This window comes from Citrobacter sp. EC_71 (assembly GCF_019584005.1).
Classification (GTDB): Bacteria; Pseudomonadota; Gammaproteobacteria; order Enterobacterales; family Enterobacteriaceae; genus Citrobacter; species Citrobacter werkmanii.
Genome location: NZ_VDAY01000003.1, coordinates 74,719 through 89,025, shown reverse-complemented (window position 1 = coordinate 89,025; position 14,307 = coordinate 74,719). Strand labels below are relative to the sequence as shown.

The window sequence follows — 14,307 nt, the reverse complement described above, 5'->3', positions numbered from 1 at the left end:
ATGACAACTCAGTATGGATTTTTTATTGATTCCAGTCGTTGCACCGGGTGCAAAACCTGCGAGCTGGCCTGCAAAGACTACAAAGACCTCACTCCTGACGTCAGTTTCCGGCGGATATATGAATACGCTGGCGGTGACTGGCAGGAGGATAACGGCGTCTGGCATCAGAACGTTTTTGCCTACTATCTCTCCATATCCTGTAACCACTGCGAGGATCCAGCCTGCACCAAGGTTTGTCCTAGTGGGGCTATGCATAAGCGCGAAGATGGTTTTGTCGTGGTGGATGAAGACGTATGCATCGGCTGTCGCTACTGTCACATGGCCTGCCCATACGGTGCGCCGCAATACAATGCCGCCAAAGGTCATATGACCAAGTGCGATGGCTGTCATGATCGCGTCGCCGACGGCAAAAAGCCTATCTGCGTTGAGTCCTGTCCGCTACGCGCGCTGGACTTTGGTCCGATTGATGAGTTGCGCAAAAAACATGGTGAGCTGGCGGCGGTTGCCCCGTTACCGGGCGCACACTTCACCAAACCGAGTATTGTGATCAAACCCAATGCCAATTGCCGCCCGACCGGGGATACCACGGGTTTTCTGGCTAATCCGAAGGAGGTGTAAAATGGGAAATGGATGGCATGAATGGCCGCTGGTCCTGTTTACGGTGCTGGGCCAATGTGTGGCCGGGGCGCTGATCGTGAGTGGGTATGGCTGGTTAACCACCAAAGACGATGTGGCAAAACGACGTATCGTGCGCAGTATGTTTTTCCTGTGGCTGGTGATGGGCATCGCCTTTCTCGCCTCAATAATGCATTTAGGTTCACCGCTACGCGCGTTTAACTCGCTGAACAGAATCGGCGCATCGGCGCTCAGTAACGAAATCGCCAGCGGTTCGCTGTTTTTCGCGGTTGGTGGTCTGTGGTGGCTGGTGGCGTTTCTCGGTAAAATGCCGGCTACGTTAGGTAAAATCTGGCTGCTGCTCAGCATGTTGCTTGGTCTGGTTTTTGTTCTGGCGATGACTAACGTCTATCAGATAGACACCGTTCCGACCTGGTATAATGGCTATACTACGCTGGCGTTTTTCATGACGATGTTGCTGAGTGGCCCGATGTTTGCCGCCCTGCTGCTACGCGCTGCGAGCATGTCGTTTAACGCCGCCAGATTCGCCGGAATCAGCATTCTTGCCCTGCTGGTGACCGTGGCCGTTATCGTTTTGCAGGGCGTATCGCTCAGCGAAATTCACAGTTCGGTACAACACGCCAACGCTCTGGTTCCCGACTACGCAAGCTTACAGGTCTGGCGCATCGTGATGCTGGCTGCGGGGCTGGGTTGCTGGATATGCCCGCTAATTCGTCGCAAAGAACCGGCTGTCGGCGGATTGGCGCTGGGTTTAATTTTCGTGTTTGCCGGTGAAGTTATTGGCCGCGGTTTGTTTTATGGCTTACATATGACAGTCGGAATGGCTGTTGCAGGTTAACACTCGGGTGCGGGGCAACCCGCACTTTTCAGGATTGTTTGCATGACCCATTTTTCACAACGTGACAACTTCTCTACCGCGGCGCGCGTATTGGGTGCGCTGTTCTACTATGCGCCAGACAGTGCGGAAGCTTCTGCGCTGGTCAGTGCGCTTAAAACCGATGGCTGGCAGGCGCAGTGGCCGCTTGCACCCACGTCCCTTTCTGCGCTGGCTGAACAACTGCAGACCGAGGCTGATGAGCCGCTCCCGCAAGCCTGGCAGCAACTGTTTGTCGGCCCTTACGCGCTACCTTCTCCACCCTGGGGTTCTGTCTGGCTGGATCGTGAAAATGTCTTGTTTGGCGATTCCACACTGGCATTACGTCAGTGGATGCGGGACAACGGGATCCAGTTTGCCATGCAGCAAAATGAACCGGAAGATCACTTCGGCGCGTTGCTGTTACTGACGGCCTGGCTTGCTGAAAACGGACGCCACACGGAATGCGAACAGTTATTAGCCTGGCATCTGCTACCGTGGTCAACTCGCTTCCTTGACGTGTTTATCGAACATGCGAACCACCCGTTCTACCAGGCTTTGGGTGAACTGGCGCGACTGACGCTGGCACAGTGGCGATCGCAATTACTGATCCCAGTAGCCGATAAACCTATATTTCGTTAATTTCGCCGCAGGCAAGACGTTTCTTGCCTGCGTTCCATCCCGTTGCGCACGCTGAGCTTTTGCTTCTGCTGCCAAATAGCCGCAAAATAAAGCGTCTGAATTTCCCTGTCTGGCCACTCATGCATCATTTACATGCTTACCCTGACCTGCGTGCGATGTTTCGCCGCCTGCTGATCGCCGCGCTGATTGGTATCCTTGCCGCGTTAGCCGTCGCGGGTTTTCGCCATGCCATGTTCCTTCTTGAATGGTTGTTCCTGGGCAACGACACGGGCAGTCTGGTCAATGCGGCGACAAACCTTTCTCCTATAAGACGCATGCTGACGCCCGCGCTGGGCGGCCTGGCAGCTGGCTTACTGCTCTGGGGTTGGCAAAAATTCAACCGTTTACGACCACAGGCTCCTACAGATTACATGGAAGCCCTGCAAACGGATGGACAATTCGACGTCAGCGCAAGCCTGGTAAAGTCACTGGCATCGTTACTGGTTGTCGCCAGCGGCAGTGCTATCGGGCGCGAAGGCGCCATGATTTTGCTGGCGGCGCTGGCCGCGTCCAGCTTTGCCCAACGCTTTACACCCCGCGCTGAATGGAAATTATGGATTGCTTGTGGCGCGGCTGCAGGTATGGCCGGCGCGTATCATGCCCCGCTGGCGGGCAGTTTATTTATTGCTGAAGTCTTGTTTGGCACGATGATCCTCGCCTCGCTGGGGCCGGTGGTGGTATCCGCCGTCGTCGCTTTGCTCACCACTAATGTGCTGAGCGACAGCAATGCATTGCTCTATGCCGTGCACTTCACACGGGAACTGCATGTGCTGGAATACGTCATGATCGTCAGTACTGGTCTGGTTGCCGGCGTCTGCGGTCCGCTGTTCATGTGGTTGATGACCGCCAGCCATAATGGCTTTTTACGCTTAAAACTCTCGCCACCGTGGCAACTGGCGCTTGGCGGGCTGATCGTTGGCCTGTTGTCGCTGCTCACTCCTGCCGTTTGGGGAAATGGCTACAGCGTGGTGCAGTCATACCTACTCTCGCCACCGCTATTGACCGTGGTGAGTGGGATCTTTATCTGCAAGTTACTGGCTGTGCTTGCCAGCAGTGGCTCCGGTGCGCCGGGTGGGGTGTTTACGCCAACGCTGTTTGTCGGTATGTCTGTCGGCATGCTGCTGGGACGGGCGTGGGGATTATGGCTTCCGGGTCCGGATGAAATTGCCATTCTGCTGGGATTAACGGGGATGGCCACGCTACTGGCAGCCACCACGCATGCGCCAATTATGTCTACATTGATGGTTTGTGAAATGACCGGGGAGTATCGCTTGCTCCCCGGATTACTGATCGCCTGCGTGGTGGCGTCAGTGCTGTCGAGAACGTTACGCCACGACTCTATCTACCGACAGCACGCTGCCAAGCATTGACAGACGGATATACTGTGACAGCTCGCGCTGCTCTGCGCGAGGCAGATACGGCAGTTCGCCGATTAGCGGCGCAGGTAATTTTTTGCTCAGCACATCAATGATTTCCGCATAATGCGCCAGCCCTGGGTTGATTCGGTTTGCGACCCAGCCAAGCAGCGGCAATCCGTCGCTGGCAATCGCCTGTGCGGTAAGGATGGCATGATTAATACAACCTTCCTGAATACCGACTACCATCAGCACCGGCATTTGTTCCTGTACCACCCATTCAGATAGCGGACGCAGATCATTCATCAGACTCCGCCAGCCGCCGGTGCCTTCCACGACAACGTGATCGACTTTTTCACTCAGACTTGCGAGACCGTTGGAAAGCAAGGTGTAATTGACCGGACCACTATGCGCTACGCTACTTTCGTCCTCGCTCAGCGCAATCGGGTTGACCGCCTCATAAGGCAGTTCGATGGATGACACACTTTGCAGCACCAGCGCATCTTTGTTGCGCAAGCCTTCAGGTGTCTCTTTGCTTCCTTTGGCTACCGGTTTGTAGCCCGCGACACTTTTACCCCCTGACGCCAACGCTTGTAGTAATGCGCGGGAAACCACGGTCTTCCCAACAGAAGTGTCTGTACCTGTAATAAAGAAACGCTTCAGCATCACTAACTCCACCGTTATGCTTTGAAAATATAAGTCAGGAAAATAAAACAGTGGAGAAAGTCTAAGGTATGACGACCGGAATCAGCTTGAGATAGCGCAATTTTTCGTACAACAGTTAAAAAATGTTAACCCTGTAATAGACGTATCAACAAAGAACCGTTATACATCGCGTCCTTAACGAGCGCGGCCCCTGCCATCGTCCCCTGATTAGTAAACTGCGTACTTTCGACGACAATATGCCGACTGTAAGCCGGGAGCGCCTGCTGACGAATGCTGTCAGCAATGGTGGGAAACAAAATATCCGCCGCTTTACTGAGCGGAGAACCAATCAATATCTTTTGGGGGTTGAACAAATTCACCATAATAGCAAGGATACGTCCGACGTGGGTCCCGACACCGCTAATGATATCCTTCGCCAATAAATCACCCTGCATGGCTGCCAAACACAGCGCGTCCACTGTTAACGGTTGTCCATGCAGTGAAGAGCTCATTGACTGCTTCAGCCGCACCTGCGCGAGTTCCAGTACGCTGTCGACGCTGGCGATGGTTTCCAGACAGCCATGATTACCGCAATAGCAACGTTTACCGTAGGGATCGACCTGCGTATGACCAATTTCCACCAGGCTACTGCTACCGGCATGCAGTAAATGACCGTCGGTTATCACCCCTGCACCAACGTTATGATCAATGACGACCTGAATGACATCGCGTGCGCCACGCGACGCGCCAAAAAGCGCCTCCGCCATGGTCCAGGCGCTGATATCATGCTGAATATAGACCGGCACACCGGTATGGTTTTCGAGCGCTTCGCCCAGCGGCATCTCTTTGACGTCATCGTAAAACGGCATGCTATGAACGATGCCGTTTTCGGTATCGATTATGCCAGGTAGCGTGATGGCGATGGAGGTCAGGCGTTCCAGCTTTTGCTGGTGGCGGATGAAAAACTGATCGACCTGGGTAATGACACGTTGCAGCAGAGGTGTTTCACTGACCAGCGCCATTTCCAGGCAATCCTCAACCACCAACTTGCTGCTCAGATCGCGCAGCGCCAGAAAAATCTCGCCGCGACTGATGCGAATAGATAGATAGTGCCAGGCTTCGGTTTCGACAACCAGCCCCACGGCCGGACGCCCACGACTCCCCGCTTCCTTGATTTCCAGCTCTTGTACCAGGTGTGCTTCAAGCATTTCTCGGACAATTTTGGTAATACTGGCAGGCGCCAATTGTGCCAGGCGAGAGAGATCAATACGCGATACCGGTCCCAGCTGATCAATCAGGCGATAGACCGCGCCCGCATTGGTCTGCTTAATTTGATCGATATGCCCAGGCTGACTATCAGCAACCACCACTTACTCCCTTTATTTTCGCGCTCCGAAATAATCTGCGGGCTATGGTGAAGCACTTCAATGGCTCCCGTCAACTTTTTACTTAGCCTTGTGATTTACTGCACATTTTCACCCATATTTAAACTAAATTAATCGCCTGGACCGCCGCCAGCAGTTGTTCACGAAAACGTTGCGCGGCATGACTTTGCTCATGATGCTTAGGCCAGACTAACCACATTTCGGAGACGGCATCTTCTTCCGCTATCGGGATCCAGCACATTTCATACAGTTGCACACGTTTAAAGGAAGCAGGCAGGATCGAAACGCCCAATCCCGCGGCCACTAATCCAATGATGGTCATCGCCTCGCCAACCTCCTGAGTTATCGTCGGTTTGAGGTTATAGCGACGCATCAGGCCCAAAATGTCGTCATACAACCCCGTTCCCACATGCGGGTCAAAAAAGACAAAAGGCTCATTAGCCAGCTCAGCCAGCGTCACTACGGGCTTTTGCGCCAACGGGTGCGCTCGTGGGATCATCGCCATCAGCGGTTCATGCAGAATAACCTCTCGCGCCAGCGTTTCCGGGAGTTGCGTGTTACGCATAAGCCCCAAATCCAGAGTGCCTTCGTTAAGTGGAGCAATTTGCTCGCGCGTATTCATCTCGCGGGTTTGCATATGCACCACAGGATAGCGCTGGCGAAACAGGGAGAGCGTATCTGACACCGCTTTGATAAACGGCGCTGATGACGTAAAGCCGATACGCAACTCCCCCGCTTCTCCGAGATGCAAACGCTCTGCACGGGCGGCGGCTTCATTAACCATGCCAAGGATCTGCCGACTGTCCGCCAGAAACTGTTTTCCGGCGGCTGTGAGGGCCACGCTGCGGTTAGTTCGCGCCAATAACCGGGCGCCAATCTGCTGTTCCAGGATTTGGATCTGCTGGCTTAACGGTGGTTGCGAAATATTCAGCCGCGCTGCCGCCCGGCCAAAATGCAACTCTTCCGCAACCGCCACAAAGTAGCGTAAGTGACGAAGTTCAATATTCATATTTTTAAAATATTATTTGAGATTATTAATATATTAGACAGAATATTGGGATTTTCATACTCTTAAGGCTGGTCCTGTAGTAGCAAAATATTAAGCAAGGATTCCAAGTGAGTCGTACAACAACGGTCGATACCGCGCCGGCAAGCGATATTGACGAGAGCGTTACCCTGCCGGATGGTTTTATCAAACGCGGTACATCCCCTTTTATGCGCGTTACGCTGGCGCTGTTTTCTGCCGGGCTGGCGACATTTGCCCTGCTCTATTGCGTGCAGCCCATACTGCCGGTGCTCTCGTACGAGTTTGGGGTTTCCCCTGCCAGCAGCAGTATTTCGCTTTCCATCTCTACGGCAATGCTGGCCATCGGTTTACTGTTTACTGGCCCACTTTCCGATGCGATAGGTCGTAAGCCGGTAATGGTTACGGCACTGCTACTCGCCTCCTGCTGTACGCTGCTTTCAACAATGATGACCAGCTGGCACGGGATTTTAATCATGCGCGCGCTGATCGGTCTGTCGCTGAGCGGCGTGGCGGCAGTGGGGATGACCTATCTGAGTGAGGAAATTCATCCCAGCTTCGTGGCTTTCTCAATGGGTTTGTATATCAGTGGCAACTCAATTGGCGGTATGAGTGGTCGCTTGATCAGCGGCGTATTCACCGACTTTTTCAACTGGCGTATCGCGCTGGCGGCGATCGGCTGTTTTGCCCTCGCCTCCGCGCTGATGTTCTGGAAAATTTTGCCAGAGTCCCGTCATTTCAGGCCCACGTCGCTGCGACCTAAATCATTGTTCATCAATTTCCGTTTGCACTGGCGCGACAGGGGGTTACCGCTACTGTTTGCGGAAGGTTTTTTGCTGATGGGGTCGTTTGTCACACTGTTTAATTACATCGGCTATCGCCTGATGCTCTCTCCGTGGGAACTCAGTCAGGCAGTTGTCGGCCTGTTATCCGTGGCATATCTGACCGGGACCTGGAGTTCGCCGAAAGCAGGCTCCATGACCACCCGCTATGGTCGCGGCCCGGTGATGATCGTTTCAACCGGCGTGATGCTTTTTGGGCTATTGATGACCCTGTTTACCTCACTATGGCTGATCTTCGCCGGGATGCTGCTCTTTTCTGCCGGGTTCTTTGCCGCACACTCCGTGGCAAGCAGTTGGATTGGGCCACGGGCGAAACGCGCTAAAGGCCAGGCCTCTTCCCTGTATCTGTTCAGCTATTACCTGGGCTCCAGTATTGCCGGTACGCTGGGCGGTGTGTTCTGGCATAGCTACGGCTGGAACGGCGTGGGCGGATTTATCGCCCTAATGCTGGTGCTGGCGTTGCTGGTCGGTGCGCGTTTGCACCATCGTCTGCACGTTTAATCAAGGATGCCCGGCTTCGGGCATCATCACTTATGAAGACGCTGCCATTTGCAGGACAATAACCGTCCCGTTCATCACGATATGCAGCGTCATCGGCATCAGCAGTCCGTTGCTTTTCAATCTGGCAAGGATTAAAACCTGCGACACAAGAAACAGCATCAGCAGCGTGCGCAGATCCACATACTGGGTATGCATCACGGCAAAAATGATCGATACCACGACTGACGACAGCCAGGTTTTATTATTGAACCAATACTGGAATGCGTTGAATAAACAGCCCCTGAAAACAATTTCTTCATAAACTGGCGCAAAAAATATCAGGGTCAGAGTGGATAACCACAGCGCGTAGTTGTTTAAAGATATCTGGCTGGTTACCCACGCTTCGGTTTGTCTGAGACCTATCAACCACGGCAAGATAAGCTGAATAAAAAGCAGGGCCGCAAATAAAATGCCAAACCACCGGGCATTGAAGATCCCTTTGCCCAGCCCTTCTCTTTTTCTGAAGAAGAAATAATACAGCGGAACCAATACGACAAATTCCAACACAAACAACAGCGGGAAGAGAAATCCTTTGGCGAGCAGGTCCTGGCTCGCGGGAAAAAACAACGGGGTAAACGTGAGACCAAACATCAGCAAAAACATAGAAAAACAGCCAGAAACGGCTTTGGTCCGGGCGATATATTGGTTGTCGACATCCTGTGACATACAATCTCCTTGCGCTTGTCGAGTATAAGATGATGAATTATCGATATATGATAAAAATTCTCATTATCACTGACAACCTACCAACATTTACCCTATGGAGAATCCGTCAGCGGCAACCAAAAACGGAAGCACGCGCCTGCCGTTGAATTAACCAGATTGATATCGCCTCCATGCAGTTCAAGCATTCTTCGCACAATCAACAATCCCAGACCGCCACGCTGCTCACGGGGAGTTAACGCTGTCGGGCGCTGAAATAATACTTCGCGTACTCCCATTTCCACGCCAGGACCACTGTCCTGCACTTCTGCTAACAGTCGATCTTCATCACGCCAGATTTTTAGCCATACATCCCCCCCGTCAGGCGTATGGCGGATAGCATTATCCAGCAAATTGGTCACCACGCTTTCCATCATCGATAAATCGGCATTTACCAGTGGTAACGGCCCCATCACGTCAAGGTGTAACTGCAAATGGCGTGTGGCAACAGGGAGATCAAACTTCTGCGCCACATCCTGGATCAACTCGCCAAAAGCAAAACGTTCGCGCTGAGGTTTTATGCCTCCGTGCTCCAGCCTCGCCAGCTCAAACAGTTGTTGTGACAGATGGCGAACCTTATGCCCCTGGCGCAACGCGATACTAAGATAATGCCTGTTTTCCTCTGGCGTTATTGTGTCCGCTTTCAGCGACAACATTTCCAGATACCCCAGCAGCGAGGTGAGCGGCGTGCGTAAATCATGAGATATATTGGCAATAAACTCTCTGCGCTGGCGATCGCTGTCAGCTAACAAATCCCACTGCTGCGCAATTTGCTGTGCCAGTTCAATAAACGCATTGTTCAACAACGCAATTTCATTCCCCGGTGACGGTACGGGCTTTTTCTGCGCCAACTGCTTAATGACGCTAATACTGTCCTGCTCCATTTTGACCACCTGCGCGGTCAACCTTTTTACCGGATGCGTCACCCATCGCCACACCAGCAAGCCCGCAATTCCGCCGGCTAATAAAACCAGAATTAACGTTCCTGTCACGGTGTTCCAGAGCGTTTTCTGCCAGGCGGTATTTGCCAGCATATGCAGATTTTCGCCCTGGAGAATAATGTACAGATAACCATGCAGTTGGCCGTTAAGCATCACTGGCGCCGCACTAAAGACCTTCTGCTGATTGCTGCGCGGATCATCGCCATACACTGGCAAAGCATCCGAATTTAGAAAACCCTGAATCGGCTGTACGGTAATTTTCTGGCGCTGAATATGCCCGGGCGGTGCGGCATCGGCGAGTATGTCACCTGCTGGTGAAACCAGATACAGTTCGACGCTTGGATTGAGCGTCATCAGGTGATTAAACAGTCCTTTTAACGTCTGTCGATTGATCTGCCCGCGGGTATCAATCAGAGCCTCACTTTTGACAATCTTGCTCGCCAGTTCCAGCGACAGCCTTTGCACCATGGCATCGCCATATTTTTGACTATTACGCAGTTGGACAACGCTGGCGGCTACCGCGCAAATCAACATAATCGCGGTAAATACCAGGGTCAGACGCTGGCTTAAAGACAGTCGATAAATCATGACTGATGCTCCGCGTTATTCGCCGCAAGCTTATAGCCTCGTCCCCAAACGGTAAGAATAATTTCCGGCTCAGCAGCATCTTTTTCAATCTTGGTCCGCAGACGATTAATATGACTGTTCACCGTATGCTCATACCCTTCGTGCTGGTAGCCCCACACATGATCCAACAGCGCCTGACGCGAAAAAACTTCGCCAGGATGACGAGCGAAAAAATAGAGCAGATCGAACTCACGGGGCGTCAAATCGATTGATTTGCCATGCTGGCGGACTTCACGGGCTAAGGGATCAATCTCCAAACCATGGATGTTAATGATCCCCGCTTCCACACGCAGATTCTGGCTCATCGCCTCCTGACGGCGAAACAACGCCTTCACGCGGGCCATCAGTTCCAGTATGGAGAAAGGTTTGGCTAAATAATCATCGGCTCCCATCTCCAGCCCCAGAACACGGTGAGTTTCACTGGTACGGGCGCTAATAATGATGACGGGTAAATAGAAACTCATTTGACGAATGCGACGACATATTTCCAGACCATCGACACCCGGCAGCATTAAATCGAGAATAACCGCATCCCAGACATGTTTTTCCAGTTGTTCAAGCGCGCGCGTTCCATCCGCCTCATGGATAATTTCGTATCCCTCATCCTTCAGGCTAAGCTGCAAAAGTGAGGCAATATCGCTGTCATCTTCCACCAAAAATATCTTTTTTGCGCCGGCCATCAGTGTCCTCTCCCTCTCATCGTTGTGAAAGCTTACCCCAGGCAAGGGGCGGAAGTTATCACAAAATTTTTAACTTTTCGTGAGGATCCTGGGATACGCCTGGATACAGGATGTCGTTACAGAAAGTCAGGCATCAACAGGGAAACGTCGCTTTGTTTTCCTTAACATGAAAATAAAAAGGAACAGTTATGCAGAAAAAACGTCCACTTCGGGAAGCTGATGTTACCGCCGAATCAGTTTTTTTTATGCAAAGACGACAGGTCCTCAAAGCGCTTGGAATAGGCGCTGCAGCCGCTTCACTCTCCTCCCCGACACAGGCGAATCTACTGAATTGGTTTAAGGGCAACGATCGAACGCCTGCACCGGCGGGAAAACCGCTCGAGTTCATAAAACCGGCTGCCTGGCAAAGCACACTGCCCCTGACGCCGGAAGACAAGGTGACGGGCTATAACAATTTCTATGAATTTGGTCTGGATAAGGCCGATCCTGCCGCCAACGCCGGTAGCCTGAAAACCGATCCCTGGACATTAACCATCAGCGGTGAGGTGAACAAACCCTTAACGTTGGATCATGATGCGCTGACCACGCGTTTTCCGTTAGAAGAACGTATTTACCGGACGCGTTGCGTTGAAGCGTGGTCGATGGTTGTGCCGTGGATTGGCTTTCCCTTACATAAATTATTGGCGCAGGTTGAACCCACCAGCGACGCCAAATACGTTGCCTTTGAAACACGTTACGCCCCCGATGAAATGCCCGGTCAGAAAGATCGCTTCATTGGTGGCGGCTTGAAATACCCCTATGTTGAAGGTCTGCGTTTGGATGAGGCCATGCACCCTCTTACCCTTCTGACCGTGGGCGTGTATGGCAAAGCGTTGCCGCCGCAAAACGGGGCGCCGATACGCCTGACGGTCCCCTGGAAATATGGCTTCAAAGGTATTAAATCGATTGTCAGTATCAAGCTGACACGTGAGCGCCCGCCGACGACCTGGAATATGTCAGCACCGAATGAATACGGTTTTTACGCCAATGTTAATCCGCATGTCGATCATCCTCGGTGGTCTCAGGCGACGGAACGTTTTATCGGTTCCGGTGGGATTCTCGATGTGCAACGCCAGCCGACGTTGCTTTTTAACGGTTACGCCAGGGAGGTGGCATCGTTATATCGGGGCATGGATCTACGGGAGTATTTTTAAGTGAGGCTCACCGTAAAACAGATAACTGGCTTGAAAGTGCTGCTGCATCTCGCCGGTTTTTTACCCCTGCTATGGCTCTTCTGGGCAGTGCAACAGGGTGCGTTGGGCGCCGATCCCGGGAAAGACATTCAGCATTTTACCGGCATTACTGCGCTAAAATTTTTGCTTGCTACCCTGCTGGTATCGCCGCTCGCACGCTATGCAAAGCAGCCTTTGCTGTTTCGTACCCGACGGTTGTTAGGATTATGGTGTTTTGCCTGGGCCACACTGCATCTGACCAGCTATGCGCTATTGGAACTGGGTATACAAAATTTGGGATTGTTGGGACGTGAACTGGTTTCACGCCCATGGCTAACGTTGGGCATGGCGGGTTGGGTTATCTTACTCCTGCTGACGCTGACCTCCACGCAGGCCGCCCAGCGTAAAATGGGCAAACGCTGGCAAACGTTGCACAACTACGTCTACCTGACTGCCATTTTACTCCCGGTTCATTACCTATGGTCGGTCAAAGTGTTGTCACCGTCCCCTATTATCTACGCCTTCTGTTTTATTGTGCTGCTGGTATTTCGCTATAAAAAGTTGTTACGCAAAAGCGAATACAAAGGTGTGTTTATGAAAAGTGAATGAATCACGGTAAACTTCTTACCCACACCAAAACAGAACGAGAACAAAAAATGAGTAACAATGATAATTACCATCAACTCACCCGCACGTTCCAGCGCCTCTCTCGCTTCTCTCACCTTTCGGCTATCGCCAGTTGGGACATGTTTACCATGATGCCGCCGGGCGGCAGTAAAGTCCGCGGCGAAGCGTTGGCTGAACTAAGCGTGCTTGAGCATCAGCTGTTAACCGACCCGAAGGTAGCAACGTGGATCGCCGCAGCAGAACAAGAAGACCTTAACGATGTTGAGCAAGCGAATTTGCGTGAAATGTCACGACTGCATCACCAGGCATCCCTGCTGCCTGAATCACTGGTAGAAGCAAAGTCGCTGGCGGGCAGCCGCTGTGAGCATGCCTGGCGCAGCCAGCGACCCGCGAACGATTGGGAAGGATTCTCCGAGAACCTGAAAGAAGTCGTGAAGTACAGCCGCGAAGAAGCCCGACTGCGTGCAGACGCTAAAGGCTGTTCACCTTATGACGCGCTACTGGACATCTTTGAACCAGGGATGACCAGCGCCCAACTGGATGTCCTGTTTGCGGACGTGAAAAACTGGCTGCCCGATCTACTCACCAGGGCAGTGGCAAAACAGTCTCAGCAAACGCTTATCGCCCCGGTTGGCCCCTTCCCGAAGGCTGTCCAGCGAGAGTTGGGTCTGGAAACGATGACGCAGTTAGGATTCGACTTTACGGCTGGCCGACTGGATATCAGCGCACACCCCTTCTGTGGCGGCGTACCGGAAGATGTGCGCATTACTACCCGCTATGACGAAAATGAACTCCTCAGCGCGCTGTTTGGCGTGATTCATGAAACTGGTCATGCCCGCTATGAGCAAAACCTGCCGCGTAACTGGTCTGGACAACCTATCGCTCTGGCACGCTCAACAGCCATTCATGAGTCGCAAAGTCTGTTCTTTGAGATGCAATTGGGGCGCAGTAAAGCATTCCTGACGCGACTCATTCCGGCGGTGACGCGTCATTTTGGCGATCAGGCTGCGTTTGAAGAGAGCAATTTCATTGCCTGGAACCAGCAGGTAAAACCCGGTTTTATCCGCGTTGACGCCGACGAGGTAAGCTATCCGGCTCACGTGATCCTGCGTTATGAAATCGAGCGAGCATTAATTAACGGCGACATTGAAGTGGATGACATTCCGGCATTGTGGAATGAGAAGATGCAGGCCTGGCTTGGACTGTCAACAGTGGGGGATTATCGCAATGGCTGTATGCAGGATATTCACTGGACCGACGGCGGCTTTGGCTACTTCCCGTCTTACACTTTAGGCGCTATGTATGCGGCGCAATTGTTCAGCGCAGCTCACCGCGCATTACCGGATCTGAACCAGGAGATTGCGCAAGGAGAGTTTTGCGCCCTCTTTGACTGGCTACGCCAGAATATCTGGCAGCATGGCAGTCGTTTTACCACGGAACAACTCATTACCCAGGCCACCGGAGAGCCGCTCAGCAGCCGCTATTTCCGCGCTCACCTGGAAGCCCGTTATTTGTAATCTCCTGCCGTGAGTCATTGTACATATCGTTACACGCCGAT

At 52.5% G+C, this 14,307-nt stretch carries 14 protein-coding genes; 8 read left to right on the top strand and 6 right to left on the bottom strand.

The annotated features are described in order from the left end of the window. The 4 genes from dmsB (at position 1) to clcB (ending at position 3,540) form a co-directional block, all read left to right on the top strand. Positions 1-618, top strand: a complete 618-nt coding sequence (gene dmsB / locus FHD02_RS03930; RefSeq protein ID WP_042308489.1) for a dimethylsulfoxide reductase iron-sulfur subunit DmsB — start codon at positions 1-3, stop codon at positions 616-618. A 1-nt stretch (position 619) separates the two neighbouring features. Then, the gene (locus tag FHD02_RS03925; protein ID WP_137370585.1) at positions 620-1,474 is read left to right on the top strand and encodes a dimethyl sulfoxide reductase anchor subunit family protein; all 855 of its coding nucleotides are present in this window, start codon (positions 620-622) and stop codon (positions 1,472-1,474) included. A gap of 42 nt (positions 1,475-1,516) precedes the next feature. Next, the gene (gene dmsD / locus FHD02_RS03920) at positions 1,517-2,131 is read left to right on the top strand and encodes a Tat proofreading chaperone DmsD (protein ID WP_137370584.1); all 615 of its coding nucleotides are present in this window, start codon (positions 1,517-1,519) and stop codon (positions 2,129-2,131) included. A 119-nt stretch (positions 2,132-2,250) separates the two neighbouring features. Then, positions 2,251-3,540 (top strand): voltage-gated ClC-type chloride channel ClcB, encoded by a 1,290-nt coding sequence (gene clcB, locus FHD02_RS03915; RefSeq protein WP_137370583.1) that lies wholly within the window; start codon positions 2,251-2,253, stop codon positions 3,538-3,540. Here the strand turns inward: clcB and bioD are convergent. The 3 genes from bioD to FHD02_RS03900 form a co-directional block, all read right to left on the bottom strand. After that, positions 3,496-4,191: a dethiobiotin synthase gene (bioD, locus tag FHD02_RS03910; RefSeq protein WP_042308499.1), complete on the bottom strand. Its 696-nt coding sequence runs from the start codon at positions 4,189-4,191 to the stop codon at positions 3,496-3,498. The two genes, clcB and bioD, sit on opposite strands and share 45 nt — an antisense overlap. A 125-nt stretch (positions 4,192-4,316) precedes the next feature. Further along, a complete protein-coding gene (mlc, locus tag FHD02_RS03905; protein ID WP_042308501.1) occupies positions 4,317-5,537 on the bottom strand; it encodes a sugar metabolism global transcriptional regulator Mlc in 1,221 nt (406 codons plus the stop codon). A 118-nt stretch (positions 5,538-5,655) separates the two neighbouring features. Beyond that, positions 5,656-6,564: a LysR family transcriptional regulator gene (locus FHD02_RS03900; RefSeq protein ID WP_137370582.1), complete on the bottom strand. Its 909-nt coding sequence runs from the start codon at positions 6,562-6,564 to the stop codon at positions 5,656-5,658. Positions 6,565-6,671: 107 nt separating this feature from the next. Here FHD02_RS03900 and FHD02_RS03895 point away from each other — a divergent pair, with 107 nt between their 5' ends. Then, a complete protein-coding gene (locus FHD02_RS03895) occupies positions 6,672-7,922 on the top strand; it encodes an MFS transporter (protein ID WP_137370581.1) in 1,251 nt (416 codons plus the stop codon). A gap of 30 nt (positions 7,923-7,952) precedes the next feature. Here the strand turns inward: FHD02_RS03895 and FHD02_RS03890 are convergent, their stop codons facing one another. The 3 genes from FHD02_RS03890 to FHD02_RS03880 all read right to left on the bottom strand — a co-directional run bounded on the left by FHD02_RS03890 (position 7,953) and on the right by FHD02_RS03880 (position 10,911). After that, positions 7,953-8,627, bottom strand: a complete 675-nt coding sequence (locus FHD02_RS03890) for a CPBP family intramembrane glutamic endopeptidase (protein WP_220393598.1) — start codon at positions 8,625-8,627, stop codon at positions 7,953-7,955. Positions 8,628-8,719: 92 nt separating this feature from the next. Continuing rightward, positions 8,720-10,192: a HAMP domain-containing sensor histidine kinase gene (locus FHD02_RS03885; RefSeq protein ID WP_220393597.1), complete on the bottom strand. Its 1,473-nt coding sequence runs from the start codon at positions 10,190-10,192 to the stop codon at positions 8,720-8,722. After that, positions 10,189-10,911, bottom strand: coding sequence for a response regulator transcription factor (locus tag FHD02_RS03880; RefSeq protein ID WP_061381375.1), 723 nt, complete (start codon positions 10,909-10,911; stop codon positions 10,189-10,191). Before FHD02_RS03880 ends, FHD02_RS03885 begins: the two co-directional genes overlap by 4 nt. A gap of 188 nt (positions 10,912-11,099) precedes the next feature. On the opposite strand from FHD02_RS03880, the gene msrP reads away from it, so the two are divergent. Genes msrP through FHD02_RS03865 form a run of 3 tightly spaced genes read left to right on the top strand, consistent with a single transcriptional unit; the run spans position 11,100 to position 14,266 of the window. Further along, a complete protein-coding gene (gene msrP / locus FHD02_RS03875) occupies positions 11,100-12,104 on the top strand; it encodes a protein-methionine-sulfoxide reductase catalytic subunit MsrP (protein WP_220393596.1) in 1,005 nt (334 codons plus the stop codon). After that, positions 12,105-12,731 carry a protein-methionine-sulfoxide reductase heme-binding subunit MsrQ gene (gene msrQ / locus FHD02_RS03870; RefSeq protein WP_137370577.1) on the top strand — a complete coding sequence of 209 codons (627 nt, stop codon included), beginning with the start codon at positions 12,105-12,107 and terminating at the stop codon, positions 12,729-12,731. A 47-nt stretch (positions 12,732-12,778) separates the two neighbouring features. After that, on the top strand, positions 12,779-14,266 hold the full coding sequence (locus FHD02_RS03865; RefSeq protein ID WP_220393595.1) for a carboxypeptidase M32: 1,488 nt from the start codon (positions 12,779-12,781) through the stop codon (positions 14,264-14,266). Positions 14,267-14,307 lie beyond the last annotated feature (41 nt).

Excerpts from the sequence above, each read along its gene's own strand:
- msrP (WP_220393596.1), top strand. The coding sequence starts at position 11,100 with ATGCAGAAAAAACGTCCACTTCGGGAAGCTGATGTTACCGCCGAATCA.
- FHD02_RS03880 (WP_061381375.1), bottom strand. The coding sequence starts at position 10,911 with ATGGCCGGCGCAAAAAAGATATTTTTGGTGGAAGATGACAGCGATATT.
- clcB (WP_137370583.1), top strand. The coding sequence starts at position 2,251 with ATGCATCATTTACATGCTTACCCTGACCTGCGTGCGATGTTTCGCCGC.
- bioD (WP_042308499.1), bottom strand. The coding sequence starts at position 4,191 with ATGCTGAAGCGTTTCTTTATTACAGGTACAGACACTTCTGTTGGGAAG.
- FHD02_RS03885 (WP_220393597.1), bottom strand. The coding sequence starts at position 10,192 with ATGATTTATCGACTGTCTTTAAGCCAGCGTCTGACCCTGGTATTTACC.
- FHD02_RS03925 (WP_137370585.1), top strand. The coding sequence starts at position 620 with ATGGGAAATGGATGGCATGAATGGCCGCTGGTCCTGTTTACGGTGCTG.
- FHD02_RS03865 (WP_220393595.1), top strand. The coding sequence starts at position 12,779 with ATGAGTAACAATGATAATTACCATCAACTCACCCGCACGTTCCAGCGC.
- dmsD (WP_137370584.1), top strand. The coding sequence starts at position 1,517 with ATGACCCATTTTTCACAACGTGACAACTTCTCTACCGCGGCGCGCGTA.
- FHD02_RS03890 (WP_220393598.1), bottom strand. The coding sequence starts at position 8,627 with ATGTCACAGGATGTCGACAACCAATATATCGCCCGGACCAAAGCCGTT.
- FHD02_RS03900 (WP_137370582.1), bottom strand. The coding sequence starts at position 6,564 with ATGAATATTGAACTTCGTCACTTACGCTACTTTGTGGCGGTTGCGGAA.
- dmsB (WP_042308489.1), top strand. The coding sequence starts at position 1 with ATGACAACTCAGTATGGATTTTTTATTGATTCCAGTCGTTGCACCGGG.